This is a genomic window from Streptomyces sp. WAC 04229, from assembly GCF_003947455.1.
GTDB lineage: Bacteria > Actinomycetota > Actinomycetes > Streptomycetales > Streptomycetaceae > Streptomyces.
Genome location: NZ_QHJH01000015.1, coordinates 1 through 24237, shown reverse-complemented (window position 1 = coordinate 24237; position 24237 = coordinate 1). Strand labels below are relative to the sequence as shown.

At 73.8% G+C, this 24237-nt stretch carries 25 protein-coding genes; 17 read left to right on the top strand and 8 right to left on the bottom strand.

The genetic code is table 11. The annotated features are described in order from the left end of the window. Positions 1-6: 6 nt before the first annotated feature. Positions 7-990 (top strand): Lrp/AsnC family transcriptional regulator, encoded by a 984-nt coding sequence (locus DMH12_RS06860; RefSeq protein WP_125490650.1) that lies wholly within the window; start codon positions 7-9, stop codon positions 988-990. On the opposite strand, the gene DMH12_RS06855 is transcribed toward DMH12_RS06860, so the two are convergent. Then, positions 969-1850: a LysR substrate-binding domain-containing protein gene (locus tag DMH12_RS06855; protein WP_125490649.1), complete on the bottom strand. Its 882-nt coding sequence runs from the start codon at positions 1848-1850 to the stop codon at positions 969-971. The two genes, DMH12_RS06860 and DMH12_RS06855, sit on opposite strands and share 22 nt — an antisense overlap. A 173-nt stretch (positions 1851-2023) precedes the next feature. On the opposite strand from DMH12_RS06855, the gene DMH12_RS06850 reads away from it, so the two are divergent. Continuing rightward, a complete protein-coding gene (locus DMH12_RS06850) occupies positions 2024-3031 on the top strand; it encodes a bile acid:sodium symporter family protein (protein ID WP_185832180.1) in 1008 nt (335 codons plus the stop codon). A gap of 15 nt (positions 3032-3046) precedes the next feature. Here DMH12_RS06850 and DMH12_RS06845 read toward each other — a convergent pair whose 3' ends face one another. Continuing rightward, a complete protein-coding gene (locus DMH12_RS06845; RefSeq protein ID WP_125490647.1) occupies positions 3047-4936 on the bottom strand; it encodes an exo-alpha-sialidase in 1890 nt (629 codons plus the stop codon). A 115-nt stretch (positions 4937-5051) separates the two neighbouring features. Beyond that, complete coding sequence (locus DMH12_RS06840) at positions 5052-5441, bottom strand: hypothetical protein (RefSeq protein WP_125490646.1); 390 nt, start codon at positions 5439-5441, stop codon at positions 5052-5054. Positions 5442-5690: 249 nt separating this feature from the next. Between DMH12_RS06840 and DMH12_RS06835 the strand changes: the two genes are divergently transcribed. The 15 genes from DMH12_RS06835 to hypE all read left to right on the top strand — a co-directional run bounded on the left by DMH12_RS06835 (position 5691) and on the right by hypE (position 20626). Continuing rightward, a complete protein-coding gene (locus tag DMH12_RS06835; RefSeq protein WP_125490645.1) occupies positions 5691-7421 on the top strand; it encodes a hydrogenase maturation protein in 1731 nt (576 codons plus the stop codon). A gap of 55 nt (positions 7422-7476) precedes the next feature. Then, positions 7477-8562, top strand: a complete 1086-nt coding sequence (locus DMH12_RS06830; protein ID WP_122618983.1) for a hydrogenase expression protein HypE — start codon at positions 7477-7479, stop codon at positions 8560-8562. Positions 8563-8616: 54 nt separating this feature from the next. Next, positions 8617-10398: a nickel-dependent hydrogenase large subunit gene (locus DMH12_RS06825; protein WP_122618984.1), complete on the top strand. Its 1782-nt coding sequence runs from the start codon at positions 8617-8619 to the stop codon at positions 10396-10398. Then, entirely contained in the window at positions 10395-10964 is a 570-nt protein-coding gene (locus DMH12_RS06820; RefSeq protein ID WP_125490644.1) for a hypothetical protein, read from the top strand. The genes DMH12_RS06825 and DMH12_RS06820 overlap by 4 nt, the downstream gene beginning before the upstream one ends. A 74-nt stretch (positions 10965-11038) precedes the next feature. Continuing rightward, positions 11039-11647 (top strand): DUF5947 family protein, encoded by a 609-nt coding sequence (locus DMH12_RS06815; RefSeq protein WP_125490695.1) that lies wholly within the window; start codon positions 11039-11041, stop codon positions 11645-11647. Continuing rightward, complete coding sequence (locus DMH12_RS06810; protein WP_125490643.1) at positions 11644-12282, top strand: DUF6084 family protein; 639 nt, start codon at positions 11644-11646, stop codon at positions 12280-12282. Before DMH12_RS06815 ends, DMH12_RS06810 begins: the two co-directional genes overlap by 4 nt. A gap of 5 nt (positions 12283-12287) precedes the next feature. Then, a complete protein-coding gene (locus DMH12_RS06805; RefSeq protein ID WP_125490694.1) occupies positions 12288-13751 on the top strand; it encodes a hypothetical protein in 1464 nt (487 codons plus the stop codon). Then, entirely contained in the window at positions 13748-14275 is a 528-nt protein-coding gene (locus DMH12_RS06800) for a hydrogenase maturation protease (protein ID WP_125490642.1), read from the top strand. The genes DMH12_RS06805 and DMH12_RS06800 overlap by 4 nt, the downstream gene beginning before the upstream one ends. 45 nt (positions 14276-14320) lie before the next feature. Continuing rightward, the gene (locus DMH12_RS40445) at positions 14321-14437 is read left to right on the top strand and encodes a DUF6893 family small protein (RefSeq protein WP_373463032.1); all 117 of its coding nucleotides are present in this window, start codon (positions 14321-14323) and stop codon (positions 14435-14437) included. Positions 14438-14525: 88 nt separating this feature from the next. Beyond that, positions 14526-14975 (top strand): hydrogenase maturation nickel metallochaperone HypA, encoded by a 450-nt coding sequence (locus tag DMH12_RS06795; protein ID WP_399186763.1) that lies wholly within the window; start codon positions 14526-14528, stop codon positions 14973-14975. Positions 14976-14977: 2 nt separating this feature from the next. Beyond that, entirely contained in the window at positions 14978-15673 is a 696-nt protein-coding gene (gene hypB, locus DMH12_RS06790; RefSeq protein WP_125490641.1) for a hydrogenase nickel incorporation protein HypB, read from the top strand. Next, on the top strand, positions 15670-18093 hold the full coding sequence (gene hypF, locus DMH12_RS06785) for a carbamoyltransferase HypF (RefSeq protein ID WP_125490640.1): 2424 nt from the start codon (positions 15670-15672) through the stop codon (positions 18091-18093). The genes hypB and hypF overlap by 4 nt, the downstream gene beginning before the upstream one ends. A 10-nt stretch (positions 18094-18103) precedes the next feature. Then, positions 18104-18433, top strand: a complete 330-nt coding sequence (locus DMH12_RS06780) for a HypC/HybG/HupF family hydrogenase formation chaperone (protein WP_125490639.1) — start codon at positions 18104-18106, stop codon at positions 18431-18433. Next, a complete protein-coding gene (gene hypD, locus DMH12_RS06775) occupies positions 18430-19566 on the top strand; it encodes a hydrogenase formation protein HypD (RefSeq protein WP_125490638.1) in 1137 nt (378 codons plus the stop codon). Before DMH12_RS06780 ends, hypD begins: the two co-directional genes overlap by 4 nt. Beyond that, the gene (gene hypE, locus DMH12_RS06770; RefSeq protein ID WP_125490637.1) at positions 19559-20626 is read left to right on the top strand and encodes a hydrogenase expression/formation protein HypE; all 1068 of its coding nucleotides are present in this window, start codon (positions 19559-19561) and stop codon (positions 20624-20626) included. Before hypD ends, hypE begins: the two co-directional genes overlap by 8 nt. 34 nt (positions 20627-20660) lie before the next feature. On the opposite strand, the gene DMH12_RS06765 is transcribed toward hypE, so the two are convergent. The 5 genes from DMH12_RS06765 to DMH12_RS06745 form a co-directional block, all read right to left on the bottom strand. Continuing rightward, positions 20661-20891 carry a hypothetical protein gene (locus DMH12_RS06765; protein WP_122618995.1) on the bottom strand — a complete coding sequence of 77 codons (231 nt, stop codon included), beginning with the start codon at positions 20889-20891 and terminating at the stop codon, positions 20661-20663. After that, the gene (locus tag DMH12_RS06760; protein ID WP_125490636.1) at positions 20875-21102 is read right to left on the bottom strand and encodes a DUF6400 family protein; all 228 of its coding nucleotides are present in this window, start codon (positions 21100-21102) and stop codon (positions 20875-20877) included. The genes DMH12_RS06765 and DMH12_RS06760 overlap by 17 nt, the downstream gene beginning before the upstream one ends. A gap of 164 nt (positions 21103-21266) precedes the next feature. Further along, positions 21267-22115, bottom strand: coding sequence for a formate dehydrogenase accessory sulfurtransferase FdhD (gene fdhD / locus DMH12_RS06755; protein ID WP_125490635.1), 849 nt, complete (start codon positions 22113-22115; stop codon positions 21267-21269). Positions 22116-22133: 18 nt separating this feature from the next. Next, on the bottom strand, positions 22134-22994 hold the full coding sequence (locus DMH12_RS06750) for a 2Fe-2S iron-sulfur cluster-binding protein (RefSeq protein WP_125490634.1): 861 nt from the start codon (positions 22992-22994) through the stop codon (positions 22134-22136). Next, positions 22991-24237: NADH-quinone oxidoreductase subunit F (locus DMH12_RS06745; RefSeq protein WP_185832179.1), on the bottom strand; the 1247-nt coding region annotated here is incomplete at its 5' end. The genes DMH12_RS06750 and DMH12_RS06745, both read right to left, overlap by 4 nt.

Below are 24237 nucleotides of genomic sequence, written 5' to 3'. Positions count from 1 at the left end.
GCGGTCATGCGGATGGAATCCGACACCTTCGACGAGCTGGACCTGCGCCTCCTCGACGCGCTGGAGATCAACGGCCGTGCCTCCTTCAGCCGCATCGGGGCGGTCCTCGGCGTCTCCGACCAGACCGTCGCCCGCCGCTACCGCAGGCTGTGCGCCGAGGGCGGGCTGCGGGTGGTCGCCGTGCGGGACGCCCAGCGGCTCGGCCAGGACCACTGGACGCTGCGGCTGCGCTGCGTCCCCGACAGCGCCCCGGCCATCGCGGACGCGCTCGCCAAGCGGCCCGACACCAGCTGGATCGGGCTGGCGGCGGGCGGTACGGAGATCATCTTCGGTACCCGTCCGCGCAGCGCGGGGGACCGGGACGACCTGCTGCTCGGCAAGCTGCCGCGCACCCCGCGCGTCCTGGAGATCCACGCCCACCAGATGCTGCACCGCTTCTACGGCGGTCCCAGCGGCTGGCTGCGCAAGTTCGCCGTGCTCAGTGACGACGAGGTCGCCGCCCTGCGCCCCCGGCACGGCCCGGCGGCGCCGGAACCGGCCCGCATCGAGCCCGAGGACGAGCCGCTGCTGGCCGTCCTGGAACGCGACGGGCGCGCCACCCACCCGGAGCTTCAGCGGGCCACCGGGCGTTCCGAGTCCGCCGTCAAGCGCCGCCTGGCCGCGCTGTTCGCCTCCGGGGCCGTCTACGTCGACGTGGAGTACCACTCCGAGATCCTCGGCTACCCCACCGCCGCCGTCCTGTGGATCACCACCAGCCCGGCCGCCCTCCACCGGGTCGGCCAGGCCCTCGCCGCGCACGACGAGATCGCCCACGCCGCCGCCACGGCCGGCCCCTCCAACATCATCGCCACGGCGGTCGTCCGCAGCACCGCCGACCTCTACGCCTACCTCAGCGGCCCGCTCGGCCGGCTGGAGGGCGTCCAGCACGTGGAGGCGTCGCCCTTCCTGCGCCGGGTCAAGCAGCTCACCTATCCGAGCCCCGCCCGCTGAGGCCGGTGCAGCCGGTCGCCGCCCGCGAGGACCGCCGCCGCCAGCGCGTCCGCCGCGCCCTGCGCGGAGGGCCGGCGCCGCCCGTGCACCAGCACGAAGTCGACGCGGCCCAGCTCGGGCAGTCCGGTCCGGTCCGGGACGCGTACCAGGCCGGGCGGGACGAGCCCGCGCGAGTGCGCCATCACGCCCAGGCCCGCGCGGGCGGCCGCGATCAGGCCGTTGAGGCTGCCGCTGGTGCACGCGACGTGCCACTCCCGGCCCTGCCGCTGGAGGGCCTCGAGCGCGAGCGCCCGGGTGATGCCCGGCGGCGGATAGACGATCAGCGGCACCGGGCGGTCGGGGTCGAGACGCAGCCGCTCCGCGCCGATCCACACCAGCCGGTCGCTCCAGACCGGCTCGCCCCGCGGGTCCTCGGGCCGCCGCTTGGCCAGCACCAGGTCCAGCTCCCCGTCGGCCAACTGCCGGTGCAGCGTGCCCGACAGCTCCACCGTCAGCTCCAGGTCGACCTCGGGGTGGTCGTGCCGGAAGCCCTCCAGGATCTCCGGCAGCCGGGTCAGCACGAAGTCCTCCGAGGCCCCGAACCGGAGCCGCCCGCGCAGCCGGGTGCCGGTGAAGAAGGCGGTGGCCTGCTCGTGCACCTCCAGGATCCGGCGGGCGAACCCGAGCATCGCCTCCCCGGCCTCCGTCAGCTCCACCGAGTGCGTGTCGCGGCTGAACAGCTGACGCCCCGTGGCGTCCTCCAGCCGCCGCACGTGCTGGCTCACGGTGGACTGGCGCAGCCCGAGCCGCCGGGCGGCCTGCGTGAAGCTCAGCGTCTGGGCCACCGACAGGAAGGTACGCAGGTGGGAGGGGTCGTACACGGCACCAGGCTATCGCGGTCCGTGATGACAGTCAGAGCGGTATACCGGATTCCCGATCGCAGCGCGGGCGAGCAGGATGGAGCGGGGACCCGCGAGCCTTGCGGACGTGGGCCCGCGAACGACCGTGGACAAGCAAGTGGAGCACCGTGAAACGCCTGCGACGGCCCCGATGGATGCCGATCGACCCGTACATCCTGCTGCTGCTCGGGACGGTGGGCCTCGCGGCCCTGCTGCCGGCCCGCGGCACGGGCGCGGACGTCGCCTCCGGTGCCTCCACCGCGGCGATCGCGTTCCTCTTCTTCCTCTACGGCGCCCGGCTCTCCACCCGTGAGGCGATGGACGGGGTACGTCACTGGCGGCTCCACGTCACCGTGCTGGCCTGCACCTTCGTCGTCTTCCCGCTGCTCGGGCTGGCGTCGCGCGGACTCGTGCCCGTCTTCCTGACCGACCCCCTCTACCAGGGCCTGCTCTTCCTCACCCTGGTCCCCTCCACCATCCAGTCCTCGATCGCCTTCACCTCCATCGCCCGCGGCAACGTGCCCGCCGCGATCTGCGCCGGGTCCTTCTCCTCGCTGGTGGGCATCGTCGTCACGCCGCTGCTGGCCGCCGCCCTGCTGGGCAGCGGCGGGGGCGGCTTCTCCGCCGACTCGCTGCTGGAGATCGTGCTGCAACTGCTGGTGCCGTTCACCGCCGGGCAGGTGCTGCGCCGCTGGATCGGGGGTTTCGTCGCCCGCCACAAGAAGGTCCTCCAGCTCGTGGACCGCGGCTCGATCCTCCTCGTCGTCTACACCGCGTTCAGCGAGGGCATGGTCCAGGGCATCTGGCACCAGGTGAGCCCCGTCCGGCTGGCCGGGCTGCTGGCCGTGGAGGCGGTACTGCTCGCCGTGATGCTGCTGCTGACCTGGTACGGGGCGAAGGGGCTCGGCTTCGGCCGGGAGGACCGGATCGCGATCCAGTTCGCGGGGTCGAAGAAGTCGCTCGCCGCCGGACTGCCCATGGCGAGCGTCCTGTTCGGCGCCCACGCCTCGCTGGCCGTGCTGCCGCTGATGCTCTTCCACCAGATGCAGCTCATGGTGTGCGCGGTCATCGCCAAGCGCCGCTCCCACGACCCGGAGGCGCCCGCGCCCGGCGACGACAGCGCCGCGTCGGTGCCCGCCCCGGTGGGGACCGGCCACCGCTGAGCCTCCGGGGGGCTCTCAGCCGCCCGCCGCCACCGCGTCCACGGTGTCCATGGGCAGGTGCACGACGGTGTTCCCGACGGCCGCGGGCGGGTCCGCGGCGGCGATCTCCTCGTCGGTCAGCGCCCGGTTCCACACGTGCACGTCGTCGACCGCGCCGGTAAGGCGGGCCCGCCCGTCCACGCGCTCGCCGACGTGCACGCCGAACGGCGAGTCGCGGCCGACCGACCCGGGCACGTCCGCGGTCTCGCCGACCGCCGCGCCGTCCACGAACAGTGCGAGCCGGCCTCCGCCACGGCGCAGGGCCAGATGGTGCCAGCGCCCGTCGTTGAGCGCGCCGTCGGTGCGCACCCACGCCGAGCGCGGGGCCGCCGCGCCGTCGCGCGCGGTGATCAGCCCCTGGACCCGTCCGGCGCCGGGCTCGGCCCGCAGCCACACCTGCGGCTGCGCGGTCCCGACGCCGCCCATCCACAGCAGCGGCTGCTCCCCGTCGGCCGCCGCGTACCGGAACCGCAGCGACGCCGTGAAGTCACCGGTCCCCAGCGGCAGCCGCTGGTCGAAAGGCAGCCGTACGGCGTCGTCGGCGCCGTCGAGGGCGAGCGCGCCGCCCACCGCGCCGGACGTCGTCCCGGCTCCGCCGAGCACCGCGGCGGGTGCCGCGCCGGGGGCGAGGTCGGAGGTGGTGGGATCGGCGGACCGGCGCGGCAGGAGCCAGTCCTCGGTGAAGCGGGCGAAGCGGATCTCGTCGCGGGCGTCGACCGCCCCGGCCTCGTACAGGAGGCCCACCGTCGTGTCGTCGACGGCCACCATGTCGGAGTAGCCGGACCAGTCCCGGGTGACGACGGTGCCGCGGTCCGCGCTGTCCCAGGTCGCGCCGGAGTCGTAGGAGGAGCGGACCGACATCGTCCGGCGGCGGTCGGGATCGGCGGGGGCGGAGAGCAGCATCCGGTCGCCCAGGCGGAGCAGGGCCCCCTGCACCTGCGGGGTGTACAGGTCGGGCAGGGTGCGGAAGGGGGCCTCGAAGCTGTCGCCGCCGTCCCGGCTGACGGCCTGGGTGCGGTGGCCGAGGTCGGTGCCCCGCTCCTCCCGGCCGCTGACCAGGAGCGCTCCGTCGGCGCGTTCGGCGAGGGTCAGTTCGGAGGGCTTCTGCCGGAAGGTGCCGTCGGCCGCGACGGGCCAGGTGTCGGTGGCGCCGACCTTCCAGTGCTCACCGCCGTCGTCGCTGACCACGAGGGCCGCGTGGTTGGCGGTGACGCGGTCGCCGTCCCAGGTCTCGGCGTTGACACCGACGACGAGCCGCCCGGGGTGGCCGCCGCCGGTGAGCTGGACGCCGTGCACGGGGCCGGTGGCGTACCAGGAGTTCCAGCCGGCCGGCAGGATCCCGGGGCTCAGGTCGCGGGGTGCGGACCAGGTGCGCCCGTCGTCGTCGCTGTACTGGAGGTGGGGCGTGCGGGCGCAGGGGATCGCGCAGTTGGCGGCGTCGGTGCGGCCGGCGTTGTAGGTCTCGGTCAGCAGGACGCGGCCGGTGGCGCGGTCGACGACCGGCGCCGGGTTGCCGTGCGTGTCGCCGCCGCCGTCGTTGACGACCTGGAGCGGGCCCCAGGTGCGTCCGCCGTCCGTGGAGCGCTTGAGGACGATGTCGATGTCGGCGGCGTCCCCGCAGTTCAGGACGCGGCCCTCGGCGAAGGCGAGCAGCGTGCCGTCCGTAGTCCGCACGATCGCCGGGATGCGGAAGCAGGCGTAGCCGCCCGGGTCGGCGGCCGCCTGGAAGAGGACCCGCTCCTCGAACTCCGGCGCCCGGTTCTCGGACCGGGCGTGGGCCGGCAGGGGGGACACGGCCAGGGCGGAGAGCGCCGCGAGGGCGAACCAGGGGGTGCGCGCACGCGTGCGGGAACGTGGTGACGGCATGGAACGGTCTGCCCTTCGGACGGCTGGGGGGAGCCGGTCGTCCGGACATCAATACAGCAGTACGTACCGAGCGCGTCCTACATGATCACGCGCGTGTCGGCCGCGGCGGCGGGGATCAGCCGGGCCGGCGCCTGCCCTCGGGCTCGTCCGGGTCGACGCCGGTGAAGGCGGCGTCGTCCTTCGTGCCGCTCGGCCGTCCGGAGCGGCCCCGGCCGCCGGTGTCCCGCATGCCCTTCTCCGGTTCGGCGCCGCGCTTCTCGCCCCGCCGGGCGTTGTCGGGAGCGACGTCGCCGGGGACCGGCGTGCGCTCCTCCTTCGAGGTCTTCCGGCCCGCCCCGCGCCCCGGCGCGTGCTTCTCGGCGTGGAAGGACCGGCGGGCGCTCGGGTTGTCCTCCTGCTGCCGCGTCTCGTCGACGTCCGGCGACCAGCCGTGCTGCTCGCGGCCCTGGTGGCGACTGGTTCCGTGGCCGTTCGACGGTTTCGACGACTTGCGTTCCTCGGGCATGGCCGACCTGCCTGTGCGCTCGCGGGAGGGCACGTCCGTCCGTGCCCAGAACAGTTCAAGTGTCCCACTTGTGCCGATTGAGGGCACTTTTGTGTCCCTCGACCGGAGCCCTGCCATGTGGCGGGAAGTGTCACCCGTGCGGGTGAGGAGCGGCGCTGGTGTCGACGTTCGAGGGCCCGCCTGTCCGACCATCACAGGCAGCCGGACGCCCACAGCACCGACGCCCGACGCACCCTCGGAAGGGTCGCCATGCGCATCCTGCTCATCGCCAGCGCCTACAACAGCCTCACCCAGCGCGTGCACGCCGAGCTGCGGGACCGCGGACACGACGTGCACGCCGAGGTGACACCCCGCGGGGACGACGTGAGCGCGGCCGTCGACCGGCACGCCCCCGACCTGATCGTGGCCCCCATGCTCAGGACCGTCGTGCCCCGTGCGGTCTGGACGGCGCGAACCTGCCTGATCGTGCACCCCGGGCCCGTCGGCGACCGCGGGCCGTCCTCCCTGGACTGGGCCGTCCACGAGGGCGCCGACGCGTGGGGCGTGACCGTCCTCCAGGCCGAGGAGGAGATGGACGCGGGCCCCGTGTGGGCGACGGCGGGCTGCCCGGCGCCACGGGTCGGCAAGAGCGACCTGTACCGCAACGAGCTGGCCGACGCCGCCCTGGACGCCGTGCTGACCGCCGTCGACCGGTTCGCGTCCGGCACGTACACCCCACTCGGCCAGGGCACGTTGCCGAGCGTGCCCGGTGCCCGGACCCGGCCCCCGATGCGCCAGGGGACGCGCCGCGTCGACTGGTCCGCCGATCCGACCGCGACCGTCCTGCGCAAGCTGCGCGCCGCCGACTCCCAGCCCGGCGTCCTGGACGAGTTGCTCGGCCGGGAGTGGTTCCTGCACGGCGGCCACGCCGAGCCGCGGCTGCGCGGACGCCCCGGCGACCTGCTCGCCACCCGGGCGGGCGCGGTCTGCCGGGCCACGGTGGACGGCGCGGTGTGGCTTCCCGAGCTGCGGGCCCGCACCGGGGCCGGCGCCCCGCGTGCCTGCAAGCTGCCCGCCGCGCTCGCCCTGGCGGGGGGAGCGCCGACCGGGCTGCCCGCCGGACTGCGGGAGGTCCCGGCGCCCGTGCTGCCGTCGGCGGGCGACGACGGCTGGTCGGACATCCGGTACCGGGAGGAGGGGGCGGTGGGCGTGCTGTCCTTCTCGTTCCCCGGCGGCGCCCAGTCCACCGACCACTGCCGGCGCCTGCTCGACGCCTACCGCGCGGCGTGCGACCGGCCGACCTCCGTGCTGGTGCTGGGCGGCGCCCGCGACTTCTTCTCCAACGGCATCCACCTCGGTGTCATCGAGGCGGCACCCGATCCGGCCGCCGAGTCCTGGGCCAACATCAACGCGATGAACGACCTCGTCGAGGCCGTCCTGACCACCACCGACCGGCTCGTCGTCAGTGCCGTCGGCGGCAACGCCGCGGCCGGCGGGGTCATGCTGGCGCTGGCCGCCGACGAGGTGTGGTGCCGCTCCGGCTCCGTGCTCAACCCGCACTACCGGCTCATGGGCCTGACCGGCTCCGAGTACTGGACGTACAGCCTGCCGCGCCGGGTGGGCGCCGCCATGGCGGAACGGCTGACCCGCGAGGCCCTTCCGGTCAGCGCCCGCCGGGCCCGGGAGACCGGCCTGGTCGACCGGGTGGTCGAGTGCGCTCCCGCCCGCTTCACCGACGAGGTCACCCGACTGGCCGAACGCTGGTCGGCCGCTCCCGGTGCGCAGACCCGCCTCGCCGCGAAGAAGGCCGAGCACGAGCGCCGGGAGGCCGTCGCACCACTGGCGGCGGTCCGTGAGCGTGAACTCGGCCGCATGCGCGAGATCTTCTTCGACCCCGAAGCCCCTTACCACGCGCTGCGGCGGGCGTTCGTCCGCAAGGAGACGGCGCCGGACGGGCCGCGGTCCACGGGTGCGCGGTCGGCGGAGCTGGCCGACTCTTAGCCAGGACAAGGGCCGATTCCGTCGGCTTCGCCGTTTTCCTCCCCGGGAGGCAGTGATGAACGCAGCACCCCCGGCCACGGGCGCGGAACCGGACTCCGCCGCGGTCGGCACGGACGAGAAACCGATCCACATCCTCTGGATCAACGCCGGCCTGAGCTGCGACGGTGACTCGGTCGCCCTGACCGCCGCCATGCAGCCGAGCATCGAGGAGATCGCCCTCGGGGCCCTGCCCGGCCTGCCGAAGATCGCCGTGCACTGGCCGCTCATCGACTTCGAGTGCGGACCGGTCGGCGGCTCGGACACGTTCATCGAGTGGTTCTTCAAGGGCGAGCGCGGCGAGATCGACCCCTTCGTCCTCGTGGTCGAGGGCTCCATCCCGAACGAGTCGATCAAGCAGGAGGGCTACTGGTGCGGCTTCGGCGACAACCCGGAGACCGGCCAGCCCATCACGACGTCCGAGTGGATCGACCGGCTCGCCCCGAAGGCGCTGGCCGTGGTCGCGATCGGCACCTGCGCCACGTACGGCGGCATCCACGCGATGGCCGGGAACCCGACCGGCGCGATGGGCGTGCCCGACTACCTGGGCTGGGACTGGAAGTCGCAGGCCGGCATCCCGATCGTCTGCGTGCCCGGCTGCCCCATCCAGCCCGACAACTTCGCCGAGACCCTCACCTACCTGCTCTACCAGGCCGCGGGTTCGGCGCCGATGATCCCGCTGGACGACAAGCTCCGCCCGACCTGGCTGTTCGGGGCCACCGTCCACGAGGGCTGCGACCGGGCCGGCTACTACGAGCAGGGCCAGTTCGCCGAGTCCTACGACTCGCCCAAGTGCCTGGTGAAGCTGGGCTGCTGGGGCCCCGTCGTGAAGTGCAACGTGCCCAAGCGCGGCTGGATGAACGGCATCGGCGGCTGCCCCAACGTGGGCGGCATCTGCATCGCCTGCACCATGCCCGGCTTCCCCGACAAGTTCATGCCGTTCATGGACGAGCCGCCCGGCGGCAAGCTCTCCAGCACCGCGAGCGGCGCGTACGGCGCCGTGATCCGCAGGCTCCGGACCATCACGGCCCGGACGGTGGACAAGGAACCCAAGTGGCGGCACACCGGCCGCGAGATCACCACCGGCTACCGGCCGCCGTGGTGAGACCCCGCACCCTCTCCCGCAGACCCCAACCGAACGAAGGGCAGCACAGACACCATGGCGACCTCGACGACGGCCGGTGACGGCACCGGTCTGGTGGAGATGGCGTGGGACCCGATCACCCGGATCGTGGGCAGCCTCGGCATCCACACGAAGATCGACTTCAAGCAGAAGCGGGTCGCCGAGTGCTACAGCACCTCGTCGGTCTTCCGCGGCTACAGCGTCTTCATGCGTGGCAAGGACCCGCGCGACGCGCACTTCATCACCAGCCGCATCTGCGGCATCTGCGGCGACAACCACGCCACCTGCTCGGTGTACGCGCAGAACATGGCGTACGGGGTCAAGCCGCCGCACCTCGGCGAGTGGATCATCAACCTCGGCGAGGCCGCGGAGTACATGTTCGACCACAACATCTTCCAGGAGAACCTGGTCGGGGTCGACTACTGCGAGAAGATGGTCCGCGAGACCAACCCCGGCGTCCTCGAACTCGCCGAACGCACCGAGGCACCGCACGCCGCCGAGCACGGCTACCGCACCATCGCCGACATCATGCGCTCGCTCAACCCGCTGGAGGGCGAGTTCTACCGCGAGGCGCTCCAGGTCAGCCGGTACACCCGCGAGATGTTCTGCCTGATGGAGGGCCGCCACGTGCACCCCTCCACCCTCTACCCGGGCGGCGTCGGCACCATCGGCTCGGTCCAGCTCTTCACCGACTACATGTCCCGGCTCATGCGCTACGTGGAGTTCATGAAGCGGGTGGTGCCCCTCCACGACGACCTCTTCGACTTCTTCTACGAGGCCCTGCCCGGCTACGAGGAGGTCGGCCGCCGGCGCGTCCTGCTCGGCTGCTGGGGCGCCCTCAACGACCCCGAGTACTGCGACTTCACCTACGCCAACATGTCGGACTGGGGACGGCGCATGTTCGTCACCCCGGGCGTCGTCGTGGACGGCAAGCTCGTCACCAACGACCTCACCGACATCAACCTCGGCATCCGCATCCTGCTGGGCTCCTCGTACTACGAGGACTGGGAGGGCCAGGAGCAGTTCGTCACCCACGACCCGCTCGGCAACCCGGTCGACCCCCGCCACCCGTGGAACCAGCACACCATCCCGGCGCCGCAGAAGCGGAACTTCGACGACAAGTACAGCTGGGTGATGTCACCGCGCTGGTTCGACGGCAAGGACCACCTGGCACTGGACACCGGCGGCGGCCCCATCGCCCGCCTCTGGTCCACCGCGCTGTCGGGCCTCGTCGACATCGGCTACGTCAAGGCCACCGGCCACAGCGTCGTCATCAACCTGCCGCGCACGCTCACCAAGCCGGAGACCACCTTCGAGTGGAAGATCCCGAAGTGGAGCAACGCGCTGGAGCGCAACCGCGCCCGCACCTACTTCCAGGCCTACGCCGCGGCCGTCGCCCTGCACTGCGCGGAGATGGGCCTCGCCGAGGTCCGCGCCGGACGCACCCAGACCTGGGAGAAGTTCGAGGTGCCCGAGGAGTCCATCGGCGTCGGCTTCACCGAGGCGGTGCGCGGCGTGCTCTCGCACCACATGGTCATCCGGGACGGCAAGATCGCCAACTACCACCCGTACCCCCCGACCCCGTGGAACGCCTCCACCCGCGACACGTTCGGCACCCCCGGCCCGTACGAGGACGCCGTGCAGAACACGCCGATCTTCGAGGAGAACTCCCCGGAGAACTTCAAGGGCATCGACATCATGCGCGCCGTACGCAGCTTCGATCCCTGTCTGCCGTGCGGAGTCCACATGTACACCGGTGACGGCCGGACGGTGAAGTCGATGCACGTGCCCACCGGACTGAGCGGTCTGGCCGGATGAGCGGCGCACTCGACGCGGAGCGGGCCGGCCGGCGGGTCGAGGAGATCCTGGACCGGCTCGCCGCCTCCGGCGACCGCACGGCGTGCGAGGCCGCCGACGAACTGGTGCGCGTCCTCATGGAGTTCTACGGCGCCGGGCTCGCCCGCACCGTCGAACTGCTCGGCCGCGAACCGGGCGGGCCGGCCGCCGGCGCGCTGGACGCCCTGCTCGCCGACGATCTCGTCGCGAGCCTGCTGGTCCTGCACGGACTGCACCCGCACGACGCCGCCACCCGCATCGCCCGCGCCCTGGAGGGCCTCCCGCAACCCGTGGAGAACACCGGCTTCGACCCGGCCACCGGCGAACTGCGACTGCGCCCGGCCGCGTCCGGCGGGTGCGGCTGCGGCGGCTCCCGGGACGCCGTCGAGGAGTCGGCCCGCGACGCGCTCGCCTGCCTGGCCCCCGAGGTCACCAAGGTCGTCCTGGAGGACGACACGGCGGGGGAACCGGTCCTGCTCCAGATCGGCGCGGGACCCCCGGAGACGACCGGGGCCGGCGGCCGCCCACCGGCCCGGACGACCCGGTGACCGCGCCCCGGCCGGGCGCGGTCACCGCGGAACCCCGGGGGACGGGAGGCCGCCCCGACGCCGGGCCCCGCGGGCTGCGGCGGTTCACGGCCCCCCGCCCGCCCCGTGAGGAGCGGTGCGAGCTGTGCGCGGTGCCGCTGGCCGGCACCCGGCACCGGCATCTGGTCGACACCGAGCAGCGGGCGCTGGCCTGTGCCTGCGACCCGTGCGCCCAGCTGCTGGACCGCTCCGGCGGGACCACCGGCCGCTTCCGCACGGTCCCCGGACGCTACCTGAGCGACCCCGGGCACCAGGTCGACGCGCAGGCGTGGGAACGCCTGCGCATCCCCGTCTCCGTCGCCTTCTTCTTCCGCAACTCCGCGCTGGACCGGCTGGTCGCCCTCTACCCCAGCCCGGCCGGCGCGACCGAGAGCGAACTGGAGCCGGAGTCCTGGCAGCCGCTGCTCGCCGCCACCTCCCTGGCCGGCCTCCTCGAACCCGACGTGGAGGCGCTGCTGCTGCGCAAGCACCAGGACCGCGTCGAGTGCCACCTGGTCCCGGTCGACATCTGCTACGAGCTGGTGGGCCGCATGCGGCTGCGGTGGCAGGGGTTCGACGGGGGCGCGCAGGCGCGTGCCGACCTGGAGGCCTTCTTCACCCACGTCCGCGAGCGGGCCCGCGACCACCGAGGGGGCCGCGCGTGACCGCGTTCGACTTCGCCTGCACCGGGGTGCGCGCCGACCCGTACGCCGCGGGTCCCGCACTCGTCTTCCGGCTGCGTGTCACCGCGTCCCCCGGCACCCGCGTGCACGCGCTCGCGCTGCGCTGCCAGATCCGCATCGAGCCGGCCCGCCGCGGCTACGGCGACGCCGAGGCCCGGGCCCTGAGCGACCTCTTCGGCGAACGGTCCCGCTGGGGCAGCAGCCTCAACCCCGTGCAGTTCGCCCAAGTGCCGGTGATGGTCCAGGGGTTCACCGGCGAGACCGAGACCGACCTGGTGGTGCCCTGCACCTACGACATGGACATCGCCTCCACCCGCTACTTCAACGCCCTGGAGGAGGGCGAGGTGCCCCTGCTGATGCTGTTCTCCGGCACCGCCTTCACCGGAGCCCGCGGCTTCCACGTCGAACCCGTCCCCTGGGACAAGGAGGCCGCGTTCCGGATGCCGGTGAAGACCTGGCGGGAGATGGTCGAGCAGCACTTCCCCGGCTCCGGCTGGCTGCGCCTGCCCCGGGACGCCATGGACGCGCTGCTCGACTACCGGTCCCGGCAGGCGCTGCCCTCCTGGGAGGCCACCGTCGACCAGCTGCTGCGGGCGGCGGGGGAGAGGACTGCGTGAACACCGTGACCACGACCACGTTCACCTCCGCGACCGAGACCCGGCTGGCCGTCGCGCGCCAGGTCGCCGACGCCGTGCTGTTCGAGGGGTACGTGCTCTACCCCTACCGCGCCTCGGCCGCCAAGAACCGGCTGCGCTGGCAGTTCGGCGTCCTCGTACCCCCGTCCTGGACCTCGGCCGCCGAGGAGCACGACTTCCAGCACACCGAGCTGCTGATGGAACCCCGCAAGGGCGCGGGCCTCGCCGTCGAGGTGCGGTTTTTGCACGCCGCGCGGCGCACAGTCCAGCGGGCCCTGCCGGACGGCGGCTTCGAGACCGTACCCGAACTGCGCCTGGACGACCGGGTCCTGGTCCCCTGGGACGAGGGGCACGAGGAACAGGTCCGGCTCACCGTCGCCGTGGACGCCCTCGCGGGCGCCGGAGTCGTCGTCCCCGTCACCCGTCCGGCCGCTGAGGAGACCGAGCCGGTGACGGACGCCGCCGGGCGCGTCGTGGGCCGGCTGCTGCGCCGCCGCGAGGAGATCGGCGCCCGGCTGCGCCTGTCGGCAAAGGAGCTGGACGGCCCGTACACCACCCAGCGCCTCCGTGTGGTCCTGGAGAACACCAGCGACTGGACGCCGGACGAGGACACCACCCGCGACACCGCCCTGGCCCGGTCCCTGGTCGCCGCCCACACGCTGCTGAGCCTGGACGCCGGACGGTTCCTGTCGCTGACGGACCCGCCGGAGTGGGCCAAGGGCGCCGTCGCCCGGTGCCGCAACCTGCACACCTGGCCCGTACTCGCGGGTGAACCCGGCTCCGCCGACCTGGTGCTGTCCTCGCCGATCATCCTGGAGGACCACCCGGCCATCGCCCCCGAGAGCCCCGGTGCGCTGTACGACGCCACGGAGATCGACGAGATCCTCGCCCTGCGCACCGCGGCCCTCACCGACGAGGAGAAGCGCGAGGCCCGCGGCACCGACGACCGGGCCGCCGCGGTGATCGACCTCGCCGACTCCCTGCCCGCCGAGGTGCTGGAACGGCTGCACGGAGCGGTCCGCGGGCTGCGCGAGATCACCACCCCCGGCGCACCCCAGCCACCCGACGGCGTACCGGTGTTCGGCGGGCCCCCGCCCGATCCCGGCTCCGCGGGGCCGGGCGGCGTGCGGCCCGACACCCCCTGGTGGGACCCCGGCGCCGACGACTCCGTGGACCCGGCCACCGACCACGTCCTGGTCGACGGCCACCACGTGCGGGCCGGCAGCCGCGTCGTACTGCGGCCCCGGCTGCGGCACACCGACGCCCAGGACCTCTTCCTCAGCGGGCGGCGCGCCCTGGTGGAGGCCGTCCTCCACGACGTCGACGGGGGCGTGCACCTCGCGGTCACCGTCGAGGACGACCCCGGCGCCGACATCCGCCGGGAACAGGGCCGCTACCTCTACTTCCAGCCCGACGAGGTGGACGTCGCGGACACCGAGGAGACCGTATGACCACCGGCACCGGCACTGGCACCGGACCCGCCCGCCTCCGCACCCTGGTCGCCGGGGTGGGCAACATCTTCCTCGGTGACGACGGCTTCGGCGTCGAGGCGGCCCGCGTCCTGGCCGCCCAGGACCTCCCCGACGGCGTCGAGGTCGCCGACGTCGGCATCCGCGGCGTCCACCTCGCCTACCGGCTCCTCGACGGGTACGACACGCTCGTCCTGCTCGACGCGACCGCGCGGGGCGGCGAGCCGGGCACGCTGTACGTGATCGACGCCTCCGCCCCCGGCGCCCGCCGGGCACCCGACGCTCCCGCCCTGGACGGCCACCGGATGTCGCCCGACGCCGTCCTGGCCTTGCTGGACACCCTGTGCGCGGGCACCGGCGCGCGGCCGCCACGCCGGACCCTGGTCGTCGGCTGCGAACCGCAGACCGTCGAGGAGGGCATCGGCCTCAGCCCGCGGGTCGCCGCGGCCGTGCCGGAGGCGGCGCGGATGACCGGCGAACTGATCCGCGACGCCGCGGTCGTCTGACCCGCCGCCGCACGAAGCCACCGAGAACCGAGAACGGAGAACCCCATGAACAAGCGTTTCGTCGGCGGTGCCGCCGCCTCCCTCACCGCGACCGCCCTGGCGGTGGCCGTCGCGAGCTTCTGGCCCGACGTCCGGCGGTACCTGCGCATCCGCAGGATGTGACGCCGCCCGGCAGCACCTGCACCGAACGGGCTACGCGTCCGTTCCGCACCGGCGCGCCGGTCGGTCCGGCACCGGCGAGCCTCCTCTAATGAGCGGCGCAACCAATGAGCGGCGCCTGTCATCCCCCGCCCAGGACGGAGTGGCGATGCACGAGATGTCCGTCGCGATGTCCGTCGTGGACCAGGTCGAACAGGCCGCGCACGCCCGCGGCGCCCCCGGGGTGCGACAGGTGAGCGTCGACATCGGCGAACTGGCCGGAGTGGTCCCCGACGCGCTCGGCTTCTGCTTCGCAATCGCCTGTGCCGGCACGGTCCTGGAGGGCTGCGAACTCCGCACCCGGACGGTCCCCGGCCGGGCCGGCTGCACCCCCTGCGCACGGACCTGGGAGACGGGGATGCCCCCGGACCTGGTGTGCGCCCACTGCCACGGGGCCGCCACCGAGCTGCTGTCGGGCCGCGAACTGACCATCACCGAAGTGGGCTGGGCGGACGGGACGCCCGTCACCACCACCCCCGCAACGCACCCCGAGGAGAACTGACGATGTGCCGCACAGTCGACCTCCGGCAGGCCGTGCTCGCCAAGAACACGATGGCGGCGGGCATCCTGCGCACCGAACTCACCGCCCGGGGCACGACGGTGGTCAACCTCCTGTCCAGCCCGGGCAGCGGGAAGACGGCCCTGCTGGAGCGTGAGCTGCGGCTGGCCCGGGAGCGAGGCATCGCCGTCGCGGCCCTCACCGCGGACCTCGCCACCGAGAACGACGCCAACCGGCTGGCCCGGGCCGGCGTGCCGGTCAAGCAGGTGCTCACCGACGGGCTGTGCCACCTGGAGGCGGACATGCTCGCCGGGCACCTGCACGACTGGCTGCCCGAGGACACCCGCCTGCTCTTCGTGGAGAACGTGGGCAACCTCGTCTGCCCCGCCTCCTACGACCTGGGCGAGTCCCTGCGGGTCGTCCTCGCCTCCGTCACCGAGGGCGAGGACAAGCCGCTCAAGTACCCCACCGCGTTCGGCCTCGCCCAGCTCGTGATCGTCACCAAGTCCGACCTGGCCGGACCGGCCGAGTTCGACGAGGCCGCCTTCCGCGCCCACGTGCAGCGGGTCAACCCGGGTGTCGACGTCGTACTCAGCTCCGTACGCAATGGCGAGGGCGCCGGTGTGCTCGTCGACCGGGCACTGGCCGCCGCCGGTGGGGAGGCCGTCCACGCCCCGGTGATGGACCGGGCACAGGTGTGAACACCAGCCCCGGCACCGGCGCACCACCGAAGGGGGACCCGCCGGCACGGCGGACCCGTGTCGTCGTACGCGGCGTCGTACAGGGGGTGGGTTTCCGCCCGTTCGTGTACGGGCTCGCCACGGACCTGCGGCTGGCCGGGCACGTGACCAACACCGGTGACGGCGTCCTCGTGGAGGTCGAGGGGCCGACGGGGGACGTCGACCTCTTCTGCGCCCGGCTCGCACCCGGCGCACCGCCCCTCGCGGTGGTCGACTCGGTGGAGACGACCGAGGTCCCCGCCACCGAGGAACGCGGATTCAGCATCGTCCCCTCCGCCACCGGCGACCGGGTCCGCACCCTCGTGGCACCCGACACCGCGACCTGCCGCGACTGCCTGGCCGAACTCGCCGACCCCGCCGACCGGCGCCACCACCACCCCTTCATCACCTGCACGCACTGCGGGCCGCGCTTCACCATCGTCACCGGCCTGCCCTACGACCGCGCGCAGACGACGATGGCGGGCTTCCCCCTGTGCGCCGACTGCGACCGCGAGTACCGGGATCCCGCCGACCGCCGCTTCCACGCGCAGCCCGTGGCCTGTCCCGCGTGCGGGCCACGGCTGCGGCTCGTCACGGCGGACGGCCGGGACGCCGTCGCCCCGGACGGCTCGGCGTCCGGGGCCGACCCCGTCGCCGCGGCGCGTGCGCTGCTCGCCACGGGTGCCGTCCTCGCGGTGAAGGGCATCGGCGGCTACCACCTCGCCTGCGACGCCACCCGCCCGGACGCGGTCGCCGAGCTGCGCCGCCGCAAGGCCCGGGGCGCCAAACCGTTCGCGGTGATGGCCCGGGACGTCGCGGACATCGAACACCTCGTGCACCTCGGCCCGGTGGAAAGGGAGTTGCTCACCGGCGCGGTCCGCCCGGTGGTCCTGATGCGGCGGCGCACGGACGCCGGCGCCGCGCCGGGCGCCCCGATGCCCGCCGACGGCGTCGCGCCGGGCAGCCCCGACCTCGGCGTCATGCTGCCGTACACGCCCGTGCACCATCTGCTGCTCGGGACGACCGGCCCGGACGGCCCGGGCGACGGGCCCCGGCTGCTGGTGATGACGAGCGGGAACCTCTCCGGAGAACCCATCGTCACCGACGACGACGAGGCCCTGGAGCGGCTGGCCGGGCTGGCCGACGCCTGGCTCACCCACGACCGCGCGATCCACGTGCCGTGCGACGACTCCGTCGTCCGCGTCTGCGACGGCGAGCCGCTGGTCCTGCGCCGCTCCCGCGGCTACGCCCCGCTGCCGGTGACGCTGCCCGTCCCGGTGGCCCCGGCACTCGCCGTGGGCGGCGACCTCAAGAACGTCTTCTGCCTCGGCCAGGGCGACCGGGCCTGGCTCTCCGCCCACATCGGCGACATGGACGACCTGTCGACCCAGCGGGCGCTCGGGCGCGCGGCACGGCAACTGGAGTCGGTCACCGGAGTCCACCCGGAGGTGCTGGTCACCGACACGCATCCGGCGTACCGGTCGGCGTCCTGGGCGCGACGGCACGCCGGGGGCCGCCCGGTGCTCCGGGTCCAGCACCACCACGCGCACATCGCCTCGGTCCTCGCCGAGCACGGTGTGCCCGAGGGGGAGCGGGTGATCGGCGTCGCCTTCGACGGCACCGGGCACGGGGACGACGGCGCCGTGTGGGGCGGCGAGTTCCTGCTCGCGGGGTACGACGGCTTCCGCCGCTTCGCGCACCTCGCCCACGTGCCGCTGCCCGGGGGCGACGCGGCGGTACGACGCCCCTACCGCATGGCGCTGGCGCACCTGCACGCGGCGGGCCTCGCCGCCGCCCCCGACCTGCCGTGCACCGCGGCCTGCCCACCCGCCGAACTCACGCTGCTGCAACAGCAGTTGAAGACCGGACTGAACTGCGTACCAACCTCCAGCATGGGCCGGCTCTTCGACGCCGTCTCGTCACTTGCCGGTGTCTGCCACCACGCCGGCTACGAGGCACAGGCCGCGATCGAGCTGGAGGCGGCGGCCGTCCTCGCCGGCGACGAGGCCGGCGAGGATCCGCGCCACGCCTTCCACCTGTCGGCCGGCCGCGAGCGGGACGACGGCACCCCGCTGAGCGCCGACCCCGCGCCCCTGCTGGCCGCCGTGGTGGAGGACGTACGGCGGGGCACCCCCGCGGCCGTCGTCGCGGCCCGGTTCCACCACGCCGTCGCCCGCCTGGTGCGGACGGTGTGCGCGGCGGCCCGCGAGGAGACCGGCCTGCGGACGGTGGCCCTGACCGGCGGAGTGTTCGCCAACACGGTGCTCTCCTCCGCCTGCGCCCGCGGCCTGCGCGCCGACGGCTTCACCGTGCTGCGCCATCGGGCGATCCCGCCGGGCGACGGCGGACTGGCCCTCGGCCAGCTCGTCGTGGCCGCCCGCGCGGCAGCTCTCAACCAGTGAGGAGACAGACATGTGCCTGGCGGTACCCGGCAGAGTGCTGGGCGTCGAGGACAGGGACGGCACCCGGATGGCCACCGTCGACTTCGGCGGCGTGGTCAAGGAGGTGTGCCTGGAGTACCTGCCCGACCTGAAGGTCGGCGAGTACACCATCGTCCATGTCGGCTTCGCCCTCCAACGGCTCGACGAGGAGTCGGCCCGCAGGACGCTGGAGCTGTTCGAGAACCTCGGGATGCTCCAGGAGGAGTTCGGCGACCCGTGGGAACAGGCCGAACTGGCCGCGCGGGCCGGGCGGCCCGGCCCGGCGGACGGCGAGGGCCTCGCCGAGGAGGTGCGGCGGTGAAGTACATCGACGAGTTCCAGGACCCGGAGCTGGCGGCCCGCCTCCTCGACGACATCAGGGCCACGGTGACCAGGCCGTGGGCGCTGATGGAGGTGTGCGGCGGTCAGACGCACACCATCATCCGGCACGGCATCGACCAACTGCTGCCCGAGGGGATCGAGTTGATCCACGGGCCGGGCTGTCCGGTGTGCGTGACCCCGCTGGAGGTCATCGACAAGGCCCTGGAGATCGCCTCCCGGCCCGGGGTGATCTTCTGCTCCTTCGGCGACATGCTCCGCGTGCCGGGCACCGGCCGCGACCTGTTCCAGGTCCGGGGCGCCGGCGGCGACGTCCGGGTCGTCTACTCCCCGCTCGACGCGCTGCGGATCGCCGAGGAGAACCCCGACCGCGAGGTCGTGTTCTTCGGCATCGGCTTCGAGACGACCGCACCGCCCAACGCCATGACGGTCCATCAGGCGCGCAGGCGCGGCATCCGCAACTTCAGCCTGCTCGTCTCCCACGTGCGCGTCCCGCCCGCGATCGAGGCGGTCATGCGGTCCCCCGACTGCCGGGTGCAGGGCTTCCTGGCCGCCGGGCACGTGTGCAGCGTGATGGGCACCGAGGAGTACCCGGCGCTCGCCGAACGGTACAAGGTGCCCATCGTGGTGACCGGCTTCGAACCGCTGGACATCCTGGAGGGCGTGCGCCGCACGGTGCGTCAGCTGGAACGGGGCGAGCACACCGTCGAGAACGCCTACCCGCGCGCGGTGCGGCCCGAGGGCAACCCGGCCGCCCTGGCGATGCTGGACGACGTCTTCGAGGTCACCGACCGCGCCTGGCGAGGCATCGGGACCATCCCGGACAGCGGCTGGCGGCTCTCCGCCCGCTACCGGGACCACGACGCCGAACACCGTTTCCAGGTCGGCGACATCGCCACCCGCGAGCCCGCCGAGTGCCGCAGCGGAGAGGTCCTGCAGGGGCTGATCAAACCCCACGAGTGCGAGGCCTTCGGCACCACCTGCACCCCGCGCACGCCGCTCGGAGCCACCATGGTCTCCAGCGAGGGCGCCTGCGCGGCGTACTACCTGTACCGGCGGCTGGAACTGCCGGCCCGTCCGGCCGCCACGAGCCTGGAGGACAGCGCCGTTGTCTGACACCACCGCAGCACCGGACATGCTCTCCTGGACCTGCCCGGCGCCCCTGCGGGACGGGCCGCGCGTGGTGATGGGCCACGGCGGGGGCGGCGCCCTGTCCGCCGAGCTGATCGAGCAGGTCGTCGTCCCGGCGCTGGCCGGTCCCGCGCCGGTGCCGCTGACCGACTCGGCCGTGGTCGAGCTGGGCGGGGCGCGGCTCGCCTTCTCCACCGACACGTTCGTGGTCCGGCCGCTGTTCTTCCCCGGCGGCAGCATCGGCGACCTCGCCGTCAACGGCACGGTCAACGACCTCGCCATGAGCGGTGCCCGTGCCGCCTACCTCTCCTGCGGGCTGATCCTGGAGGAGGGCGTCCCGATCGACACGGTCGCCAAGGTGTCCGAGGCGCTCGGGGCCGCCGCCCGCGCGGCCGGGGTCCGGGTCGTCACGGGCGACACCAAGGTCGTGGAGGCCGGGCACGGCGACGGCGTCTACGTGAACACCTCCGGCATCGGCCTGGTCCCCGACGGCGTCGACCCGCACCCGCGCCGGGTCGTGCCGGGCGACGTCGTCCTGGTCAGCGGCGCCATCGGCGTGCACGGCGTGGCCATCCTGAGCGAGCGGGAGAACCTGCGGTTCGAGACGGACGTGGAGAGCGACTGCGCGGCGCTGGGCGGGCTGGTCGAGGCGATGCTGGCGGTCTGCCCCGACCTGCACGCGCTGCGCGACCCGACCCGCGGCGGCCTGGCCGCCTCGCTCAACGAGATCGCCGCGGCCTCCGGGTGCGGGATCGCCGTCCAGGAGCGCGCGGTGCCGGTGCCGGCGCCCGTCGCCGGGGCGTGCGCGATGCTGGGCCTCGACCCGATGTACGTGGCCAACGAGGGCAAGCTCGTCGCCTTCGTCCCGCGCGACCGCGCCGACGCGGTCCTCGCCGCGATGCGGGCCCATCCGCTGGGCGCCGAGGCGGCGGTGGTCGGCGAGGTGGTCGCGGACCACCCCGGCATGGTCGTCGCCCGGACCGGGCTCGGTGGCACCCGGGTGGTGGACATGCCGCTCGGGGAGCAACTGCCGCGGATCTGCTGACCGGTCCGGCGACGGGGCGGGCCGGGGTGCCGGGTCAGCCGGACCGGCCGCGCCGTCCGGGGCGGGTGTCCAGGGTCCAGGTGTGGGTGCAGCCCGGGCACTGGAGGTGGACGCGCGGGCCGTCGTTGGCTATGAGGTAGCGCCAGTGCGCCGGGCAGTTCCGCCGTGCGGCGCACGTCCCGCAGTCGCGGGCGTCGTCGCAGCCCGGACAGGGGACCCAGGCGCGGCGGGCCCGGTCGGCCTGCGGATCAATGGGGAGACGCATCGCCCCGGTCCGCTTCCGGCAGCACACCGGCCGCCACGAGCATCGCGTACGTCCGCTCCTGCTCCGCGTCCAGCCCGGAGTAGAGCAGGGCGTGCGCCTCCTGTTCCGAACGCAGGGCGGCGACCGGGTCCCAGTCGGGGCCGAGCGCCGCCACCACCTCGGCACGCCTGCGGGCCTCCTCGAGGGAGAGGTCGAGCACGAAGTCAGTCATGGAACGCGGCTTTCGCGGGGGAACGTACGGGTCCAGCCACTCCTACCAGAGCGTGAGGCCGTGGGGAAAGGCGATGTGACCGACGCCATCCACGGCGGGGCCCCGCGGCGCAGGGGGCGCTCCCCGCCGGCCGGGGCCCCGCCGCCGTGCCGCGGGGAGCGGGGTCAGCCCTGAGCGGCCGTGGCCCGCAGGGCGACGCGGTCCTCGCCCGCGTACACGTTCATGGAGCTGCCGCGCAGGAACCCGACCAGCGTCAGCCCCGTCTCGGCGGCCAGGTCCACCGCGAGCGAGGACGGGGCCGACACCGCGGCCAGCACCGGGATGCCCGCCATCACGGCCTTCTGCGCCAGCTCGAAGGAGGCCCGGCCCGACACCAGCAGCACGGAGCGGGACAGCGGCAGGTCCCCGTTCTGCAGGGCGCGGCCGACCAGCTTGTCGACCGCGTTGTGCCGCCCCACGTCCTCCCGCACGTCGACCAGCTCCCCGTCCTCGGTGAACAGGGCCGCCGCGTGCAGTCCGCCGGTCCGGTCGAAGACCCGCTGGGAGGCACGCAGCCGGTCCGGCAGGTCCGCCAGCAGCTCCGGGGTGACCCGGACCGGGGGAGTGTCGGCGATGGGCCAGCGGGCCGTCGTCCGCACCGCGTCCAGGCTCGCCTTGCCGCACAGCCCGCAGGACGACGTCGTGTAGACGTTCCGCTCCAGGGTGATGTCGGGGACCGACACGCCGGGGGAGGTCCGCACGTCGACCACGTTGTACGTGTTCGACCCGTCGACCGTGGCGCCGGCGCAGTACACGATGTTCTGGAGATCGCCCCGCTCGGCGAGCACACCCTCGCTGACCAGGAAGCCGGCCGCCAGCGCGAAGTCGTCGCCGGGGGTGCGCATCGTGATCGCCAGCGGCTTGCCGTTCAGCCGGATCTCCAGCGGTTCCTCGGCGACGAGCGTGTCCGGGCGGGTGGAGACCGCGCCGTCCCGTACGCGGATCACCTTGCGTCGTTCCGTGACTCGTCCCATGTCCGTGCCCCTTGCCGGTCAGTCCCGGTTCTGTACGTGCTGGTAGCCGAAGCGGCCCTTGATGCAGAGGTTGCCGTGGGTCACCGGGTTGTCGTGCGGCGAGGTGACCTTCACGATCTCATTGTCCTGCACGTGGAGCGTGAGGTTGCAGCCCACTCCGCAGTACGCGCACACGGTCGTCGTGGCGGTCTGCCGCTCCTCGTCCCACGTCCCGGCGGCCCGCATGTCGAACTCCGACTTGAAGGAGAGGGCCCCGGTGGGGCAGACCTCGATGCAGTTGCCGCAGTAGACGCACGCCGAGTCGGTCAGCGGACCGTCGTGCTCCACCGCGATCCGGGCGTCGAAACCCCGGCCGGAGACGGAGATGGCGAAGCTGTTCTGCCACTGGTCGCCGCAGGCGTCCACGCACTTGTAGCAGAGGATGCACTTGCCGTAGTCCCGCACGTACAGGTCGTTGTCGACGCGCGGTTCCTCGTCGACGCGGGCCGCGTCGGGTCCGAAGCGGTCCGGCTTCGCCTCGTACTCCTTGATCCACTGCGCGACCGACGGGGTCGTCGACAGGTCGACCGAGGACGCGAGCAGTTCGAGCACGACCTTGCGGCTGTGCCGGGCGCGCTCGGTGTCGGTGCGCACCACCATGCCCTGCTCCGCGCGGCGCGAGCAGGCCGGGGCGAGCGTCCGGGCGCCCTCGACCTCCACCACGCAGACCCGGCAGGCGTTCTTAGGGGTGAGGGTGTCGCCCTGGCACAGGGTCGGGACGTCCTTCCCGGCGGCCCGGCAGGCGTCCAGGATCGTCGAGCCCTCGGGGACCCGGGCCTCCTGCCCGTCGAGGGTGAACTCCACCAGCCGGCGCGGCACTCCGAGCGGTATCGCGGTCATTCGTACGCCCCCAGACGGTCGATGGCGGATTCCACGGCGTTCCACGCGGTCTGCCCCAGTCCGCAGATCGAGGAGTCCCGCATCGCCCGCCCGACCTCCCGCAGCAGCGCGACGTCCCCGGCCGCGGCGGCGCCCGTGCGGTCCGCGATCCGGTGCAGCGCCTCCTCCTGACGCACCGTCCCGACCCGGCACGGCACGCACTGGCCGCACGACTCGTCGCGGAAGAACTCGGCGATGCGCAGCAGCAGCCGCGGGAGCGGAACGGTGTCGTCGAAGGCCATCACGACCCCGGAGCCGAGCGTCGTGCCGGCCTCGCGGGTGCCCTCGAAGGTGAGCGGGACGTCGAGCTCGTCGGGCCGGACGAACCCGCCGGCCGCCCCGCCCAGCAGCACCGCCCGCAGGTTGTCCCGGACACCGGCGAGGGTGAGCAGTTCGCCCAGCGTCGCGCCGAAGGGGAGTTCGTACACACCGGGCCTGCGCACGCTGCCCGACACGCAGAACAGCTTCGGCCCGGTGGACGTCGGCGTGCCGATCGCCGCGTACGCCCGGGCGCCCATGGTCAGGATCGGCAGGACGTTGACCAGCGTCTCGACGTTGTTCTCCACCGTCGGTTTGCCGAACAGGCCCTTCTCCACCGGGAACGGGGGCTTGGAGCGCGGCTCGCCCCGGTAGCCCTCGATGGAGTTGAACAGGGCGGTCTCCTCACCGCAGATGTACGCGCCCGCGCCCCGCCGGATCTCGATGTCGAAGGCGTAGCCCTGGCCGAGGACGTCGTCGCCGAGCAGGCCGCGGGCGCGGGCCTGCGCGAGGGCGTGGGTGAGGCGGGCGAGGGCGCGCGGGTACTCGCCGCGGAGGTAGAGGTAGCCGCGGTGCGCGCCGGTCGCGTAGGCCGCGATCGTCATCGCCTCCACCAGGGCGTACGGGTCGCCCTCCATCAGGACGCGGTCCTTGAAGGTGCCGGGTTCGGATTCGTCGGCGTTGCAGACCAGGTAGTGCGGGTGGTCGGGCTGGGCGGCGGTCGCCTGCCACTTGCGTCCGGTGGGGAAGGCCGCTCCGCCGCGGCCGACCAGGCCGGCGTCGGTGACCTCGCGGATGACGCCGGCGGGGCCGAGGGCGAAGGCGCGGCGCAGGGCGGTGTAGCCGCCGGCGGCGCGGTAGGCGTCCAGGGAGGTGGGGTCGGTGGTGCCGATCCGTTTGAGCAGGGTGAGGGTGGGGTCGCCGGTCTGCGGGACCGCGAGTGCGG